Source organism: Francisella sciaenopsi (assembly GCF_045862875.1).
Taxonomy (GTDB): Bacteria; Pseudomonadota; Gammaproteobacteria; order Francisellales; family Francisellaceae; genus Francisella; species Francisella sciaenopsi.
Window position 1 is genome coordinate 90,341 of record NZ_BTHG01000002.1, and the last position, 15,051, is coordinate 105,391.

Here is a 15,051-nt window from a genome sequence, read left to right on the forward strand (position 1 = left end):
TTTGATATTATAGGCTCAATAAATTTATTTATATTAATATTAGATATGTTGGCAAATATTAGAATTGACGAAAAGAAGTTTGTATTGATGCAATTTCTTTTAGGCTTTGTGGGTTATGTTATTACGCTCATGGTTTATGGATATGTTTATGCTAATTCATTTGCACTTGGTGCATTAACAATGTTTTTAGCTAATTTTGTGTTTTTCTTTAGATTGTTTATCGAAAAACAGTTTAGTCCAGGGATTGAGATAGTTATTTTTTATTTGAGTGAGCTCCTGAAATTAAGCATTGTTGCATTGATTACAATACTGCTTGCAGTTTATGTCAAACCAAAATTATTTTCTTACATTTTTGGATTACTTTTGTTACAATTAGTCGTGTGTTTCGTACCTATTTTGTTCAGAAGGGTAAGATAGGTATATTTTAGGGTTGTAAATACTAATTTATTTAAATTATTGGTGGAATAAGTAATGGCAAATACAGAGGCGGGTTCTCAAGTAGCTACAGAATACGTTCAGCATCACTTACATCATTGGCAAATAAGCCTAGGTGAGGGTTCTTTTTGGCAGCTAAACGTAGATTCACTGTTGGTCAGTGGGGTTTTAGGTATCGTATTTATCTTGGCTATGTTTATGGCTGCAAGACGAGCTAATGCTGGTGTTCCTGGTAAGTTTCAAAATATGATTGAAGCAGTGTGGGAATGGATGGATGGTATGGTGGCAGAAAACTATCATCATAAAAGAGATTTTGTTACACCTCTAGCGTTGACAATATTTGTTTGGGTTGTGCTTATGAATTTGATGGATTTACTTCCTGTAGATCTTTTCGGTTGGTTAATTAGTTTCTTTACTAGTAGTCATGATGTGTATTTTAGGGTTGTGCCTACAGCAGATCCTAATGTCACTTTTGCGATGTCTATCGCGGTATTTTTCTTGGTGATTTTTTATAATCTTAAAGCTAAAGGGTTTGGTCTGCTGAAAGAAATTTTAAGCGCTCCGTTTGGAATATGGTTATTTCCTCTAAATATATTCTTTAGACTTGTGGATGAGATAGTTAAGCCAGTTTCATTGTCACTGCGTTTGTTTGGTAATATTTTTGCAGGAGAACTTATCTTTATCCTGATAGCATTATTGCCATGGTGGTTCCAATGGACTCTTGGTGGTATATGGGCGATATTTCATATATTAATAGTATTAATACAAGCTTTTGTATTTATGATGCTGACTGTAGTTTATCTGAATATGGCTCAGGAAGCTCACTAAGTTTAAATCAACCTAAATAAAAATAAATAAACAGGAGAAATAAAAAATGGATATGTCTTTACAAGTTTTGGGCAACTTAAATGGTTTAACAGCAATAGCAGTCGCTTTATTAATCTCACTACCTGCTTTAGGTACTGCGGTAGGTTTTGGTGTTTTGGGTGGTAAGTACTTAGAAGGTGTTGCTCGTCAGCCAGAATTAGGTGGTATGTTATTAGGTCGTATGTTTATCGTTGCTGCTTTCGTGGATGCGTTCGCTGCTATTTCAATAGCTATTGGTTTCTTAGTGTTGTACGCAAATCCTCTAGCTATTCCAGGTCTAGCAGATGCTGCTCAGAAAGTTATTGGTGCATAATAAAGTAATATAAAATCATAATTTTATTATCTAAAGGATAAGTAGATGGATATTAATATAACTCTAATTGGGCAGATGATAACGTTTGCAATCTTTGTTGGATTTACAATGAAGTTTGTATGGCCTCCACTGCGCAAAGCTTTAGATGAGCGTAGAGAAAAGATTGCTGAAGGTTTGGCATCTGCTGATAGAGCATCTCGAGAGTTAGAAGTTGCAAAAAGGCAGTCTGCTGAGATCTTGCGTGAAGCTAAAGCAAAGGCTACTGAGATAGTTGAGAACGCTTATGTAAGAGCACATAAGGTAGATGAACAAGCTAAAGAAGAGGCTATCGCAGCTGCTGATAAAATTAAGAGCATGGCTATGGCTGAAATAGAGCAAGAAAAAGTGAAAGCAAAAGAAGAGCTTAAACATGAAGTTGTTAGTTTAGCGATGGCAGCTGCTAGTAAGATAATATCAGCAAATGTTGATGAACAGTCTAGTAAAAAAATTTTGAAAGACTTTGTAGAGAAAGTATAACTTTTGGATAAGAAGGTAGGTAAATGACAAATCTAAGTGTGATTGCTAAACCGTATGCCAAAGCTGCATTTGAGTTTGCAAATGAATATAATCTACTTCAAGAATGGTCTGCACAACTAAAATCGTTTGCCGAGCTGGTTCAAGATGACTCTGTCGCAGCTATTATTTCTAGTCCTGAATTTTCTCAAACAGAGATTGTTAATGCTGTAAAAGATCAGCTAGATGAAAAGTTTTTCAACTTTGTTGCACTAATAGCCGAAAATAAAAAGTTATCTATACTACCTGAAATAGCATTCCAGTTTGAAACTATAAAGAACGTTCATAATAATGTAAAAGTAGCTGATGTTATTTTGGCTTACAGTGTTGATAAAAATACATTAGCTAAATTAAGAACTAAACTGGAAGAGAAGCTTAGTTGTTCGATAAATATGAATGTGATTATTGATCCTATTATAGTGGGTGGAACGGTAATTAAAGTTGGCGATACAGTAATAGATGATTCTGTATCTGGTCGTATAGAGACATTAAAAAGTATTTTGTTATCATAAATTATAGGAAGTGAGCTTATGCAATTAAGTCCATCAGAAATAAGTGGTTTAATAAAGAAAAGAATTGAAAAGTTTGATAATTCAGTCGAACTTAAATCAGAAGGTACAATCGTTAGCGTAGCTGATGGTATCGTTACAATTTATGGCTTAGATGATGTAACTGCTGGTGAGATGATTAAGTTGCCAGGAGATGTGTATGGTCTGGCATTAAACTTAAATACTGACTCTGTCGGAGCAGTTGTTTTAGGTGATTATGAACATATAAAAGAAGGTGATAAGGCATATTGTACAGGCAGGATTTTAGAAGTTCCTGTTGGTGAGGCTTTGTTGGGTAGAGTCGTAGATGCTTTAGGTAATCCAATTGATGGTAAAGGTGAGATTGAAACTGCTCATTCTTCTCCAATAGAAAAGATAGCTCCAGGTGTAATTTGGAGAAAGTCAGTGGATCAAGCTTTACAAACAGGTGTTAAGTCAATTGATTCTATGGTTCCAATTGGTAGGGGTCAAAGAGAGTTGATTATTGGTGATAGACAAATTGGTAAGACAGCCATAGCTATTGATGCAATTATTAATCAAAAAGGTACAGGTGTTAAATGTATCTATGTTGCTATTGGTCAAAAAGCATCATCAATTGCTAATATTGTGAGACAGCTTGAAGAGCACGGTGCTATGGAGCATACAATTATTGTTGCAGCTACAGCTTCTGACTCTGCTGCTTTGCAATATATAGCACCTTATGCTGGTTGTTCAATGGGTGAATATTTTAGAGATCGTGGTGAAGATGCGCTAATTGTGTACGATGATTTAACTAAACAAGCATGGGCATATAGACAGATTTCTTTACTATTGAGAAGACCTCCAGGGCGTGAAGCTTACCCTGGTGACGTATTCTATCTTCATTCAAGACTTCTTGAAAGAGCTGCAAGAGTAAATGAAGAGTATGTAGAGAAATTTACTAATGGTGAGGTCAAAGGTAAGACAGGTTCTTTGACTGCTTTACCAATAATTGAAACACAAGCAGGTGATATTTCTGCATTTGTACCAACAAACGTGATTTCAATTACTGATGGACAGATATTTTTAGAGACTGATTTATTTAACTCGGGTCTAAGACCAGCTATCAACCCTGGTAACTCTGTATCGCGTGTTGGTGGTGCTGCTCAGACTAAGATTATCAAGAAGTTAGGTGGTGGTATTCGTCTAGCCCTAGCACAGTTTAGAGAACTAGAGGCATTCTCACAGTTTGCATCGGATCTTGACGAAGCTACTAGAGCACAGCTTAACAGAGGTCAAAGAGTGACAGAACTTTTAAAACAAAAGCAGTTCTCAACACTGTCAATTGCTTTGATGGCACTATCATTGTATGCAGCTGATAATGGATATTTAGATAGCTTAGAAGTTTCAGAGGTTATTCCTTTCGAATCAGCATTACATGCGCTTGCGGAAACTAAATATGCAGAAGTTGTGGCTGAGATTAATGAAACTGGCAAATATGATGCTGAGATTGCTGAGAAGTTAAAAACAATTGTTGAAGATTGTAAAGCAAATCAAGCTTGGTAATAGGAGTATAGACTATGTCTAATGCTAGAGAAATACGTTCTAAAGTACAGAGTGTTAAAAATACCCAAAAAATCACTGGTGCTATGGAATTGGTTGCAGCTAGTAAGATGAGGGGTGCAATAGTCAAGATGAATAATGTACGTCCTTATGTTGAAAGTGCAAATACTATTATCAAAAACGTTACAATGGCAAGTATTGACTATCCAAATCCATATCTTTTTGATAGAGAGGTAAAAAGAGTTGGGTATATAGTTACTTCTACAGATAGAGGTCTTTGTGGAGGTCTTAATATCAACTTATTTAAGCACGTTCTCAAAGATATCAAAAAGAATCTTGATGATAGAGTTGAGATTGATGTCTGCGCAATTGGTTCAAAAGCGGCGACATTTTTTGCAAAACTTAAAGATGTTAACGTAGTTGCCACAGCACATTATAATGATAAGGATAATGAAGGCAGTGTTAGAGCTATTGGCGGTGCACTTAAAGTTATGCTAGATAAGTTCACAAATGGTGAGATAGATAGACTTTATATGAGTAATAACGAATTTGTTAGTACAATCAAACAAAAGCCAAAATTGCAAACATTACTACCTATCCAAGACATCTTCTCAGAAGAAGAGCTTAAGGCTAACAAGGCTCAAGCATCTAAGGGGCATTGGGATTATATATACGAAAGAGATATTGAGGAAGTTTTAAATGCTTTATGCATTCGATATATAGAAGCTCAAGTAAGAGGAGCAATATTGGAGAATGCTGCATGTGAGCAAGCTGCTCGTATGATGGCTATGAAAAATGCGACTGATAATGCAAGTGATATAATCGATCAGTTGAAACTAGATTACAACAAAGTAAGACAAGCTATGATTACTCAAGAGCTTGCAGAAATTTGTTCAGGTGCGGCAGCAGTTTAGGAGAGATAAATGAGTACAGGTAAAATTATTCAAGTAATTGGTGCTGTTATTGATGTAGAGTTTTCTCGAGATAACACTCCAAAAGTATATGATGCATTAAATGTAAAAGAAGCAAATTTAGTACTAGAAGTACAGCAGCAAATTGGTGATGGTGTTGTAAGAACTATTGCTATGGGTTCTAGTGATGGTCTAAGACGTGGAATGGTTGTGGAGAACACAAACGCACCAATTTCTGTACCAGTAGGGCATGGTACTTTAGGCCGTATTATGAATGTGTTAGGTGAACCTATTGATGAAGCGGGACCAATTCAGTATACAGAAACTAGGTCTATTCATCAGGCACCTCCAGCTTATGATGAATTAGCATTAAGTACAGAAATATTAGAAACAGGTATTAAAGTAGTTGATCTTATTTGTCCATTTGCAAAAGGTGGTAAAGTGGGTCTATTTGGTGGTGCAGGTGTTGGTAAGACTGTAACAATGATGGAGCTTATTAACAACATTGCAAAAGAACACAGTGGATATTCAGTATTTGCAGGTGTAGGTGAAAGAACTCGTGAAGGTAATGATTTTTATTACGAAATGAAAGACTCAAATGTACTAGATAAAGTAGCCCTAGTATATGGTCAGATGAATGAGCCACCAGGAAATAGATTAAGAGTAGCTCTTAGTGGTTTAACGATAGCAGAAGGCTTCCGTGATGAGAAGCGTGATGTATTGATGTTTATTGATAATATTTATCGTTACACATTAGCAGGTACAGAAGTTTCAGCATTGCTAGGTCGTATGCCATCTGCAGTAGGCTATCAACCAACATTAGCAGCAGAGATGGGTGCTTTACAAGAGCGTATTACATCTACTAAGACGGGCTCTATTACTTCAGTTCAGGCTGTTTATGTACCAGCGGATGATTTAACAGATCCATCACCAGCTACAACATTCTCTCACTTAGATGCAACGATTGTATTATCGCGTCAAATTGCAGAGTTAGGTATTTATCCTGCTGTTGACCCTCTAGATTCAACTTCTAGACAATTAGATCCTTTAGTTGTAGGACAAGATCATTATGAGACGGCTCGTGCTGTTCAGAAGGTGCTTCAGAGATACAAAGAATTAAAAGATATTATTGCTATCCTTGGTATGGATGAGCTTTCTGATGAAGATAAAAGAACAGTTGATAGAGCTCGTAAGATTCAGAGATTCTTATCTCAGCCATTCCATGTTGCAGAGGTGTTTACTGGTAATCCTGGTAAGTTTGTATCACTTAAAGACACGGTGGCTAGTTTTAAAGCTATAGTCAATGGTGAGTATGATCATTTACCAGAGCAAGCTTTCTACATGGTTGGTTCAATCCAAGAAGCAATCGAAAAGGCAAAAACTCTATAATAGGGTGTAGATATGACAAAAAAATACCTAAAAGTTGATGTGGTTAGTCCCCAAGGTTCAGTTTTTAAAGGCGAGGCTGATATCGTAAGTCTACGTGGATCTGCTGGAGAAATGGGTATAGCATATGGACATACAGAGCTTCTATCCACTCTACCAGCTGGTGTGGTCAATGTTAGAAAAGATGAACACACTGATGTACTATACGTCTCAGGTGGTATTGTAGAAGTTACTCCTACTCGTGTTACAATTATGGTAGATGATATGGAGAGAGCAGAAAACTTGAATCAAGCTGAAGCTGAAAAAGCTAGAGCTAGAGCTCAAGAAGCACTTAAAAATCCAGATGCTTCTAAATTAGATGTGGAAGCTGCAAATAAAAGACTTAGAGAAGCAGATGCTCGTCTTAAGGCTCTCAATTCATCTAAAGGCTTATATTACTCAAAAGATGATTAATAGCGATAGTTATTAATTTTTCAAAAATTTCTACTTATAAGTTTATCTTTAATAATCTATTTAAAAATCACTATCACTAACATATTCATCTAGAATTATTTATAATTATAAGATTAGAATTTATGTTATTTTGTAATGAAAAAAGTTTTTACTTTAATTGTGTTTTGTTGGTTAATCATACCTACGTATATAATTGCCCAATCGGTCATGAATGTGGATGTGGAGAATAATGACTCTATATATCTGCTTCCTAAGCGAATTATTGCTGGATTTTTAGATGTTAGAACTCCTAGTTCAACATCTAGAGTTAATATTGATAAGGCAAAAGATGATGGATATAACGTTATTGTTATAGCCTATGGCGAAGTTTATGGTACAGATATTGGATTCTATACTTCTAGCCCTACTTCCATACAAACTATTATAGATAAAGTAAAACAAGCTAAAGAAGCTGGTATGAAAGTTTTATTAGCAGTTGGAGGCATTCCAAATACTTTTCATCCAGGTGTAAGTAAAACAGATATTACCCCTAATATTTTTGGTAAAGATATGCCAGATGTACAGATCAGTGCTTTAGCAAGTAATATAGTTAATTTTTTACATAAAAATAGTATTGATGGAATTGTTTATAGTTTTAGGAAATTTACATCAGCAGATTTTATTAATCAACTTTCTTTAGATATCAAAAAACTAGATCCCAAAATTGTAATTGTTGCGGAACCTCAGGTGAATGATTATAAACTAGTAACAACTGGTAATAGTACTGATTATGATATAGTTATTCGGAACGGATATATAGATTATTTGTTTATTCAAGAGTATGATACATATCCAGAGTATGAGCCTGGCTTTATAGCGGATAGCTATTTAAAAATTGTAAATGATTTACATATTCCTATCCATACCAAAATTTTAATAGGTGAGCCAACAAATGCAGTCTCGGGAGGTACAAATACAGTATATCATCCTGAAGGTAATGCAACCTTATCATTAACAACTGAGCAGGCCGTGGAGCTTATGTTGCCTCAGTTTGAAAAGCTTAAGTTTAAACCTAGATTTGCAGGTGTGACAGGCTGGTCTTTAAATACAGATTATGCAGCAGATTTGTATGGAGATTCTTTGCATAATTCTGGAATATTTGCTAAAAATCTCAGAAAGTGTATTTATGATAATGATTGTGTTCAAGTTGATAGCAAAATTAGAGGACCAGTTATTGCCGGCTTCTTACCACTGTGGGGAAAGAGTAGTTCCTATAATATCTTGGGTAGACAGATAAATACAACGCCAGTCGATATATCGATGCCAAAAAATAAAGAATATTGCGATCAAAATCCGAATGTCTGTAAGTATAATGTGATAATAGCTGCATATGTTACACATACAAGTAGTAAGGGTTTTGAATTATCGTTTAATAATGAGAATGGTAGCTCAAATAAGTTATACAATACTAAAGATCTAAAAGAATTTATTAATTATATGGAGTCAAAAGGTAAGCATGTTTTAATTTCTTTTGGTGGAAAGTCATCACATATTGATTGGCAAACCGTAAACTTTGATAATTTAATTAGTATTGTAAAAGAGTTTGGTTTCAATGGTATAAATTTTGACCTGCCAAAAACGGTTATACCAAAAAATGAGAAACAGGCTCAAACTGCTGCTCTAAAAATAAATCGACTCATAACGTCACTTAGAAATAATGATAAAGACTTTTGGTTAACTTTTTCTCCTGAGTGGGATTATATTGTAGCTCCCTTAGCTAAGAACAATAAAGACAATATGTATGTCAGCCATGGCTATATTGAGTTATTAGATAACATAGGTATAAGTAAGATAAATTATATTTTCCTTAATACTTTTTCTGAAAGACCATATGATGCAATTCTAGGATTCTATAAGGATAAAAATAATGAATTCACTAAAGTATCCCCTTTAGATGGATATGATAAATTTTTAGCTTCACTTGCATGGGCTCTAACAACATCACAAGGATTTGAAGCAAATTATCCAAAATATGAAGTTGATAGTCCTATCAAAATTCCTCCTAATAAGCTTGTTTTTATCGTTCCTGCTACTAAAGGAGCAGCTCATGGAGGAGATACTTATGTTTTATCAAGTCCAGAGATAAAGCAAATACTTTCATTGATGAAAGAAAACAAAGCTTCTTTTGCTGGATTTGCGCTTTGGAGTATGGACTTTGACGCTACAAATATTAAATCAGAAGATTTGAGTAATGGCTATCAGCATTTACCTTGGAGCTCTACGAATAATATAGCAAGTATCGAACTACCTCCAGTAGCTTCAATTGTTAATGATAGTGCTAGATATCTAAAAAAAGTAAACTCTTCAGATAATCCACAAAACTATATTCTGGATACAGAAATTGTTAGATATCCATATCAAATAGGTAGTTATGGTTCAGACACTGTTGTAAGTTTTGCAGGTAAGATGTATAAGTGTAAATCTATGCTAGAAATTAAATTATGCAACGATGAAGCATATATTCCAGATGGTTTATATGGAGATCTTGCTTGGGAAGAGCTTAAGCTGCAGAGTACAAAAAAAGTTTTAAAAAAGAAAAAATATAGATTAAAAGATGGTGAAGTTGTTACATATCCGAAAGGTATAGGAAGTTATAAATTTGGTCAGATTGTAATTGCTGATGGAAGAGAGTTCGAGTGTCAGAAAGAAGAGTACTGTAATGACTCTTCTTATAGTCCTATGAAAGAAAAAGGGTTTTTGGCATGGAGTAATATTACAAACGATATTTCTCACTTTGCCAGTGAAGAACAGAATATTAAATCTAGTAGTGGTGCTGATTATATCTATCCTTATGGTATTGAGGATTATAAAGGAGGTACCGTCGTAGCCGTTGACAAAGATTTGTATAGATGTAATATCGGTCCTGAATCGAGTCTATGTACTATGAGTGCATATAAGCCTACGGGTAAGTATGGTACAGATGCTTGGACAAAGATAAGTAATAAATAATTTTTATATGGCTGCTTATTTGATGGAGTCTATGAGCTCTTTAAGTTCTCCAGATTCATTCATTTCCATGATTATATCGCAACCACCTATTAATTCACCTTTTACCCATAATTGAGGGAATGTAGGCCAATCTGCGTATTTTGGCAAAACAGCGCGAATATCAGGGTTCTCCAAAATATTAACAAATGCAAAAGGCTTCCCGCAAGCTCTAATCGCCGTAGCAGCATGAGCAGAGAACCCACATTGTGGCATATTTGGAGAGCCCTTCATGTATAGAATAATATCGTTTTCTTTTAGTTGTTTTTCTATTCTATCAACAACTTTTTGCTCTTCTGGTGTGTACATATCTATTTCCTTTTTATTTGATTAGACAACTAAGTTTAGAAATTTTATCTAAAAAATGATAGCATATTATACTAAACGGGTATAGTACCGAGATGCTATAATAAATTAATTCAACTTAGTTCAGGGAGAATGATCAGATGAAATTTGAATTACCAAAACTACCTTATGCATTGGATGCATTAGAGCCTACTATCTCAAAAGAAACGATTGAATATCACTATGGTAAGCACCATCAAACGTATGTAACTAATTTAAACAATCTGATTGAAGGAACAGAGCATGCTGGTAAAAATTTAGAAGAAATAATAAAAACTTCTTCTGGTGGCATATTTAACAATTCAGCTCAAGTATATAATCATACATTTTATTGGAATTGTTTAACTCCAGGTAAAACTCAACCTTCTAGTCAATTGAAAGCAGCAATTATTGAAACTTTTGGTTCAATAGATAACTTTAAGGATCAATTCTCTAAGGCTGCTGTAGCTACATTTGGATCTGGTTGGGCTTGGCTGGTAAAGAATACGGAAGGTAAGTTAGAAATTGTAACTACTAGTAATGCAGGCTGTCCTTTGACAGATAACAAAAAACCACTTCTAACATTTGATGTATGGGAGCATGCGTATTATATCGATTACCGTAATGCAAGACCTAAATATGTTGAGTCTTTATGGGATATAGTGAACTGGGAGTTTGTTTCTGAGCAATTTGAGAAGTAGGCTATATCAAATGAGTAAAAATAATTTGCCATTATATCCTTTTACTGTTGGAGTATTGTCTATAGTATTTATTTTAGTGGTAATTATATTATTTCCAAGTCTTCAGATAACTGCTGTCACAAAAAATATTGTACTAGCAATTCTTTTACTTCCTTGGATAGCTTTTATTATTTCTTTATTGTTTTTTAGAAAAAATAAGTGAATATTTGATAGTTTATTCAATATTTGCCATTAATTTAATTCTTTTTCTAGAAAGATAGATGATAGCAGATATTAGTATTCCTATGATAAAGCTTGCTATAAAAAGACCTTCCCATTTATAGTGGCTTTGTACATATCCTGCAAATGGTCCTACAAGGACTCTTCCTAATGAATCGATTGAGCTAAGGACAGCAAACTGGGTTGCTGAAAACTTTATGTTTACAAGACTCATAATCATTGCTACAAGTATTGCAGTACCCATTGCTCCACAAAAATATTCAACAGCAACAGAACTTACCATTAGATAGTAGTTTTTACCGACAACTGCTAGTAGTACATACATTAGATTTGCTGATGCCATAATAATGCTAAAGAAGAAAAAGCTTTTATAGATACCTATTTTCCTTGCAATTAGCCCACCTACGATAAGACCTATTAAAGTCGCGGCTAAAGAAAAAGCTTTGTATGAGACAGCTATGGTAGTTTTATCAAATCCTAAGTCAGCAAAAAAGACCGTATTAAGTGAAAATGCGATTGCATCAGCAAGTTTATATCCAATTATTATCAATAATATTATAATTGCAGTTTTAATTCCTTGCCGTTTAAAAAACTCAATAAACGGTTGTGTGAAGGCTTCTTTGAAACTTTTTGGTACTGTGGTTGATGAAGACTCTTTTAAAAATAAGCAATAGAGTGGACAGATTATGAAAAATGCAAGAATTGTTATTAGTGCTAGGCTCCAACTGCTAGATATAAGTTTTTGAGTAGAAACAATATCAATATTAGTAAACAAGACATTGCTACCATAGTGTTCAGTAAGTTTAGGTGTACATATCTCTATAGGTTCAGCACCGCCACTATAATAATCAGCTAATATTAGTACTAACGATCCTGTTACAAGCATTGCAATACGATAGCCCATAACTGCTATAGCATTACCAAGAGCTTTCTCTCTCTCGTTAAGAATTTCAGTCTGATATGCATTTATAGCGATGTCTTGTGTTGCAGATGTAAAGCATATTAAAAAGCCGATAAAAGCAATCATAAATGGTTGAGCTGCGGGAGATAATTGACTCATGAGAGCTATTAGAATTATTAGGATTGTCTGTGTTGTAAGTATCCAACTTTTGCGTCTACCAATCCCTAAGATATTAACTTTATCAAGGAACGGAGCCCATAGGTATTTAAATGTATATGGTATTGCTATAAGTGTTAAAAAACTTATATTTTGAATATTGATGCCGCTATCTTTATACCAAAGCAATAATGATGATGCGGTAAGCATCAGAGGCAATCCAGAGGCGTAACCTAGAATTAGCATAGTAAACATTTTGGGCTGTTTAAATGGTGCAACCAATTTGTCACTAAATGTTGGAGAGTTATTCATTATCTATAGAATAAAAATTTTTTGATAAAAGAATCGTAGTTTAATTAAGGAGAAAAGTAAATAAAATAAGAAAGCGGTTTTGATTAAATTATAAATCTCTGCTTGTTGCGCCAGTATATAACTGTCTCGGACGACCAATTTTTTGTGCTGGATCATTAACCATTTCGATCCATTGAGATATCCAACCAGAAGTTCTAGCAAGAGCAAATATTGCTGTGAACATGCTCTCTGGAATACCCATAGCTTTTAAGATGATTCCAGAGTAAAAATCCACATTAGGGAAAAGCTTTCTATCAATGAAGTAACTATCTTGTAAAGCAATCTCTTCTAGTTTTTTAGCTATAGCAAGAAGTGGGTTATCACTGTTACCTAGTTTAGCTAGAATTTCTTCACAATTAGCTTTCATGGCTGTAGCTCTTGGGTCAGTATTTTTATAGACTCTATGACCGAATCCCATTAGTCTAAATGGATCATCTTTATCTTTTGCTTTTTCGATAAACTTATCGATATTATCAACACTACCAATTTTTGATAGCATTTTTAATACAGCTTCATTAGCACCACCATGAGCAGGACCCCATAGAGCTGTAATACCAGCGATGATAGCTGCATAAGGAGAGTTACCAGTTGAACCAGAAAGTCTAACAGTTGATGTTGAAGCATTTTGTTCGTGATCAGCATGAAGCATGAAAATAGTATCCATAGCTTTAACATGTAGCTCATCAGGTTTAAAGCTTTCATCTTCACCAAACATCATGTAGATAAAGTTTTCTGCATAACCATACTCTTTTTTAGGCTCTAAGAATCTTTTGCCTTGATTATGTCTATAAGCCATAGCTGTCATAGTCGCAATCTTAGCAACTATATTTTTAGCAACTTCATCTTGTGCTTCAGTTTGACCATTGTGAATATGCTCAGCGGCTAAAACATTAACACCAGCAATTAATCCAGACATAGGATGAGTGTGTTGTGGCATAGCTGAAATAGCAGCTTTAACATGCTCACATACTGGCATCTTAGTTATGATTTCTTCTCTAAAATCTTTGATTTGAGCTTCTGTTCCCAATTCACCATAAATTAAAGCATAGCAGAGGTTTCTGTAATTTGATTTCTGAGTCCATTCTTCGATTGGATAGCCTCTGTGTAAAAGAATACCTTTGCCACCGTCGATATATGTGATTTTAGATTCACATGCGGCTGTCGACATAAAGCCAGGATCGTAAGTAAAGACACCGTGCTTTACAAGAGATGATACATCTATGCAGTCATTACCTAGGCTAGGAGAGTAGACTGGTAATTCTATTTCAATATTTTTATCTGCATACTTAAGAGTTGCATATTTACTCATTAATAGGCCTCCAAGTGAGTTGATCAAAAAATACAATGCAAAGGTTTGCAATAAAAAGACACCTTTTCTAAAAAAATAATATACTAATAAGGTATCATTACAGGGGAATGATAAGCTAAAGATTTCTCTTTTGCAAATAAAAAAATCATTAGCTGTGTATGATGTGAATATTATTTATTTTGCTTAATAGTTTGTTGCATTTGATTATGAGACGAAATAGAATCAAAAATTTGTTTAAGTATTTGAATTTGTTTTACTAAAAATATATTATTTAAGAGTTGTTGTATAACATTGGTTTACATCCGATTTACTGATATACATATAAATTGCTTCGGAGGAATGTCGAGCATGAAAAAAATTACGAATGTTGATTTGATGTCAATTAAATCTTATAAGTTTCCTATTACTGCTATTAGTTCTATACTGCATCGTATATCTGGTGTGGTATTGATTTTTGCAATACCTTTGGCAGTTGTTGGTATGAATTATACACTTGCAGGTCCCGATGGTTATCAGCAAACTGTCGCTGTTTTGACTAAGGGTTGGTGCAGTATATTCTTTTGGCTGTTTTTATCATCTATAACTTATCATGTTTATGCGGGTGTTAGACATATGATTATGGATATGGGTTTTGGTGAGAGTATGAAAGCAGCTAAGATTACTTCGTTGCTTGTTATCATTTTAGGTGTTTTATCGGCTATTTTATGGGGGTGCTACTTATGGCTGTAATTTCATTAACTTCTTCTGGAATTAAAGACTTTTTTGTACAGAGAGTGACGGCTGTAATTATTGCTGTTTATTTTGGTTATCTTATTCTTCAGACTTTGTGTTTATCTCATGCTGGAGCGCTTAACTATGATAGCTGGAGAGGATTGTTCACAGATAGCATGTTTTTTAGAGTTGCTACATTGATGGCTTATTTGGCGATGTTTTTTCATGCTTGGGTAGGTATTTGGATTATTTGTGGTGACTATATTAAGTGTGCTTGGGCATCAGCTCTTATTATGCTGAGCTTTGTATTGGTCTATGCATTCTGCTTTTTTTGGTTATTTGCGGTTTTATTTTTCTACTAAGAGGTTA

17 protein-coding genes are annotated in these 15,051 nt (G+C 34.4%); 14 read left to right on the top strand and 3 right to left on the bottom strand.

The annotated features are described in order from the left end of the window. Window positions 1–45 precede the first annotated feature (45 nt). From ACKTR7_RS02965 to ACKTR7_RS03010, 10 genes are all read left to right on the top strand, one after another. Complete coding sequence (locus ACKTR7_RS02965) at window positions 46–417, top strand: ATP synthase subunit I (protein ID WP_407877134.1); 372 nt, start codon at window positions 46–48, stop codon at window positions 415–417. Window positions 418–471: 54 nt separating this feature from the next. Beyond that, window positions 472–1,263: a F0F1 ATP synthase subunit A gene (gene atpB / locus ACKTR7_RS02970; protein WP_044526944.1), complete on the top strand. Its 792-nt coding sequence runs from the start codon at window positions 472–474 to the stop codon at window positions 1,261–1,263. Between the two features lie 46 nt (window positions 1,264–1,309). Continuing rightward, complete coding sequence (locus ACKTR7_RS02975; protein WP_014714617.1) at window positions 1,310–1,615, top strand: F0F1 ATP synthase subunit B; 306 nt, start codon at window positions 1,310–1,312, stop codon at window positions 1,613–1,615. A 45-nt stretch (window positions 1,616–1,660) separates the two neighbouring features. Then, a complete protein-coding gene (locus ACKTR7_RS02980; protein WP_004286980.1) occupies window positions 1,661–2,131 on the top strand; it encodes a F0F1 ATP synthase subunit B in 471 nt (156 codons plus the stop codon). Window positions 2,132–2,154: 23 nt separating this feature from the next. Next, window positions 2,155–2,679, top strand: a complete 525-nt coding sequence (locus tag ACKTR7_RS02985) for a F0F1 ATP synthase subunit delta (protein WP_407876952.1) — start codon at window positions 2,155–2,157, stop codon at window positions 2,677–2,679. A gap of 18 nt (window positions 2,680–2,697) precedes the next feature. Further along, a complete protein-coding gene (atpA, locus tag ACKTR7_RS02990) occupies window positions 2,698–4,239 on the top strand; it encodes a F0F1 ATP synthase subunit alpha (RefSeq protein WP_044526942.1) in 1,542 nt (513 codons plus the stop codon). Window positions 4,240–4,253: 14 nt separating this feature from the next. Further along, window positions 4,254–5,150, top strand: a complete 897-nt coding sequence (locus tag ACKTR7_RS02995; RefSeq protein ID WP_407876953.1) for a F0F1 ATP synthase subunit gamma — start codon at window positions 4,254–4,256, stop codon at window positions 5,148–5,150. 9 nt (window positions 5,151–5,159) lie between these two features. Beyond that, window positions 5,160–6,536, top strand: a complete 1,377-nt coding sequence (gene atpD, locus ACKTR7_RS03000) for a F0F1 ATP synthase subunit beta (protein ID WP_014714621.1) — start codon at window positions 5,160–5,162, stop codon at window positions 6,534–6,536. Between the two features lie 12 nt (window positions 6,537–6,548). Further along, the gene (locus ACKTR7_RS03005; protein ID WP_407876954.1) at window positions 6,549–6,986 is read left to right on the top strand and encodes a F0F1 ATP synthase subunit epsilon; all 438 of its coding nucleotides are present in this window, start codon (window positions 6,549–6,551) and stop codon (window positions 6,984–6,986) included. Between the two features lie 135 nt (window positions 6,987–7,121). Next, window positions 7,122–9,974, top strand: a complete 2,853-nt coding sequence (locus tag ACKTR7_RS03010) for a glycoside hydrolase family 18 protein (RefSeq protein ID WP_407876955.1) — start codon at window positions 7,122–7,124, stop codon at window positions 9,972–9,974. A 15-nt stretch (window positions 9,975–9,989) separates the two neighbouring features. On the opposite strand, the gene grxD is transcribed toward ACKTR7_RS03010, so the two are convergent. Then, complete coding sequence (gene grxD, locus ACKTR7_RS03015; protein WP_407876956.1) at window positions 9,990–10,319, bottom strand: Grx4 family monothiol glutaredoxin; 330 nt, start codon at window positions 10,317–10,319, stop codon at window positions 9,990–9,992. 137 nt (window positions 10,320–10,456) lie between these two features. On the opposite strand from grxD, the gene ACKTR7_RS03020 reads away from it, so the two are divergent. Both ACKTR7_RS03020 and ACKTR7_RS03025 read left to right on the top strand, forming a co-directional pair. Then, complete coding sequence (locus ACKTR7_RS03020) at window positions 10,457–11,035, top strand: superoxide dismutase (protein ID WP_407876957.1); 579 nt, start codon at window positions 10,457–10,459, stop codon at window positions 11,033–11,035. Window positions 11,036–11,045: 10 nt separating this feature from the next. After that, the gene (locus tag ACKTR7_RS03025) at window positions 11,046–11,237 is read left to right on the top strand and encodes a hypothetical protein (protein WP_407876958.1); all 192 of its coding nucleotides are present in this window, start codon (window positions 11,046–11,048) and stop codon (window positions 11,235–11,237) included. Window positions 11,238–11,249: 12 nt separating this feature from the next. On the opposite strand, the gene ACKTR7_RS03030 is transcribed toward ACKTR7_RS03025, so the two are convergent. Further along, window positions 11,250–12,623, bottom strand: a complete 1,374-nt coding sequence (locus tag ACKTR7_RS03030) for an AmpG family muropeptide MFS transporter (RefSeq protein ID WP_407876959.1) — start codon at window positions 12,621–12,623, stop codon at window positions 11,250–11,252. Window positions 12,624–12,711: 88 nt separating this feature from the next. Next, window positions 12,712–13,971 (bottom strand): citrate synthase, encoded by a 1,260-nt coding sequence (locus tag ACKTR7_RS03035; RefSeq protein WP_407876960.1) that lies wholly within the window; start codon window positions 13,969–13,971, stop codon window positions 12,712–12,714. A 348-nt stretch (window positions 13,972–14,319) separates the two neighbouring features. Between ACKTR7_RS03035 and sdhC the strand changes: the two genes are divergently transcribed. Beyond that, window positions 14,320–14,700, top strand: coding sequence for a succinate dehydrogenase, cytochrome b556 subunit (gene sdhC, locus ACKTR7_RS03040; protein WP_222830415.1), 381 nt, complete (start codon window positions 14,320–14,322; stop codon window positions 14,698–14,700). Next, complete coding sequence (gene sdhD, locus ACKTR7_RS03045; protein WP_222830416.1) at window positions 14,676–15,044, top strand: succinate dehydrogenase, hydrophobic membrane anchor protein; 369 nt, start codon at window positions 14,676–14,678, stop codon at window positions 15,042–15,044. The genes sdhC and sdhD overlap by 25 nt, the downstream gene beginning before the upstream one ends. The last annotated feature ends 7 nt before the right edge of the window (window positions 15,045–15,051 follow it).

Bases quoted from the DNA above. Each gene is read 5' to 3' on its own strand.
- ACKTR7_RS02965 (WP_407877134.1), top strand. From the start codon at position 46: ATGTTGGCAAATATTAGAATTGACGAAAAGAAGTTTGTATTGATGCAA.
- atpB (WP_044526944.1), top strand. From the start codon at position 472: ATGGCAAATACAGAGGCGGGTTCTCAAGTAGCTACAGAATACGTTCAG.
- ACKTR7_RS02975 (WP_014714617.1), top strand. From the start codon at position 1,310: ATGGATATGTCTTTACAAGTTTTGGGCAACTTAAATGGTTTAACAGCA.
- ACKTR7_RS02980 (WP_004286980.1), top strand. From the start codon at position 1,661: ATGGATATTAATATAACTCTAATTGGGCAGATGATAACGTTTGCAATC.
- ACKTR7_RS02985 (WP_407876952.1), top strand. From the start codon at position 2,155: ATGACAAATCTAAGTGTGATTGCTAAACCGTATGCCAAAGCTGCATTT.
- atpA (WP_044526942.1), top strand. From the start codon at position 2,698: ATGCAATTAAGTCCATCAGAAATAAGTGGTTTAATAAAGAAAAGAATT.
- ACKTR7_RS02995 (WP_407876953.1), top strand. From the start codon at position 4,254: ATGTCTAATGCTAGAGAAATACGTTCTAAAGTACAGAGTGTTAAAAAT.
- atpD (WP_014714621.1), top strand. From the start codon at position 5,160: ATGAGTACAGGTAAAATTATTCAAGTAATTGGTGCTGTTATTGATGTA.
- ACKTR7_RS03005 (WP_407876954.1), top strand. From the start codon at position 6,549: ATGACAAAAAAATACCTAAAAGTTGATGTGGTTAGTCCCCAAGGTTCA.
- ACKTR7_RS03010 (WP_407876955.1), top strand. From the start codon at position 7,122: ATGAAAAAAGTTTTTACTTTAATTGTGTTTTGTTGGTTAATCATACCT.
- grxD (WP_407876956.1), bottom strand. From the start codon at position 10,319: ATGTACACACCAGAAGAGCAAAAAGTTGTTGATAGAATAGAAAAACAA.
- ACKTR7_RS03020 (WP_407876957.1), top strand. From the start codon at position 10,457: ATGAAATTTGAATTACCAAAACTACCTTATGCATTGGATGCATTAGAG.
- ACKTR7_RS03025 (WP_407876958.1), top strand. From the start codon at position 11,046: ATGAGTAAAAATAATTTGCCATTATATCCTTTTACTGTTGGAGTATTG.
- ACKTR7_RS03030 (WP_407876959.1), bottom strand. From the start codon at position 12,623: ATGAATAACTCTCCAACATTTAGTGACAAATTGGTTGCACCATTTAAA.
- ACKTR7_RS03035 (WP_407876960.1), bottom strand. From the start codon at position 13,971: ATGAGTAAATATGCAACTCTTAAGTATGCAGATAAAAATATTGAAATA.
- sdhC (WP_222830415.1), top strand. From the start codon at position 14,320: ATGAAAAAAATTACGAATGTTGATTTGATGTCAATTAAATCTTATAAG.
- sdhD (WP_222830416.1), top strand. From the start codon at position 14,676: ATGGGGGTGCTACTTATGGCTGTAATTTCATTAACTTCTTCTGGAATT.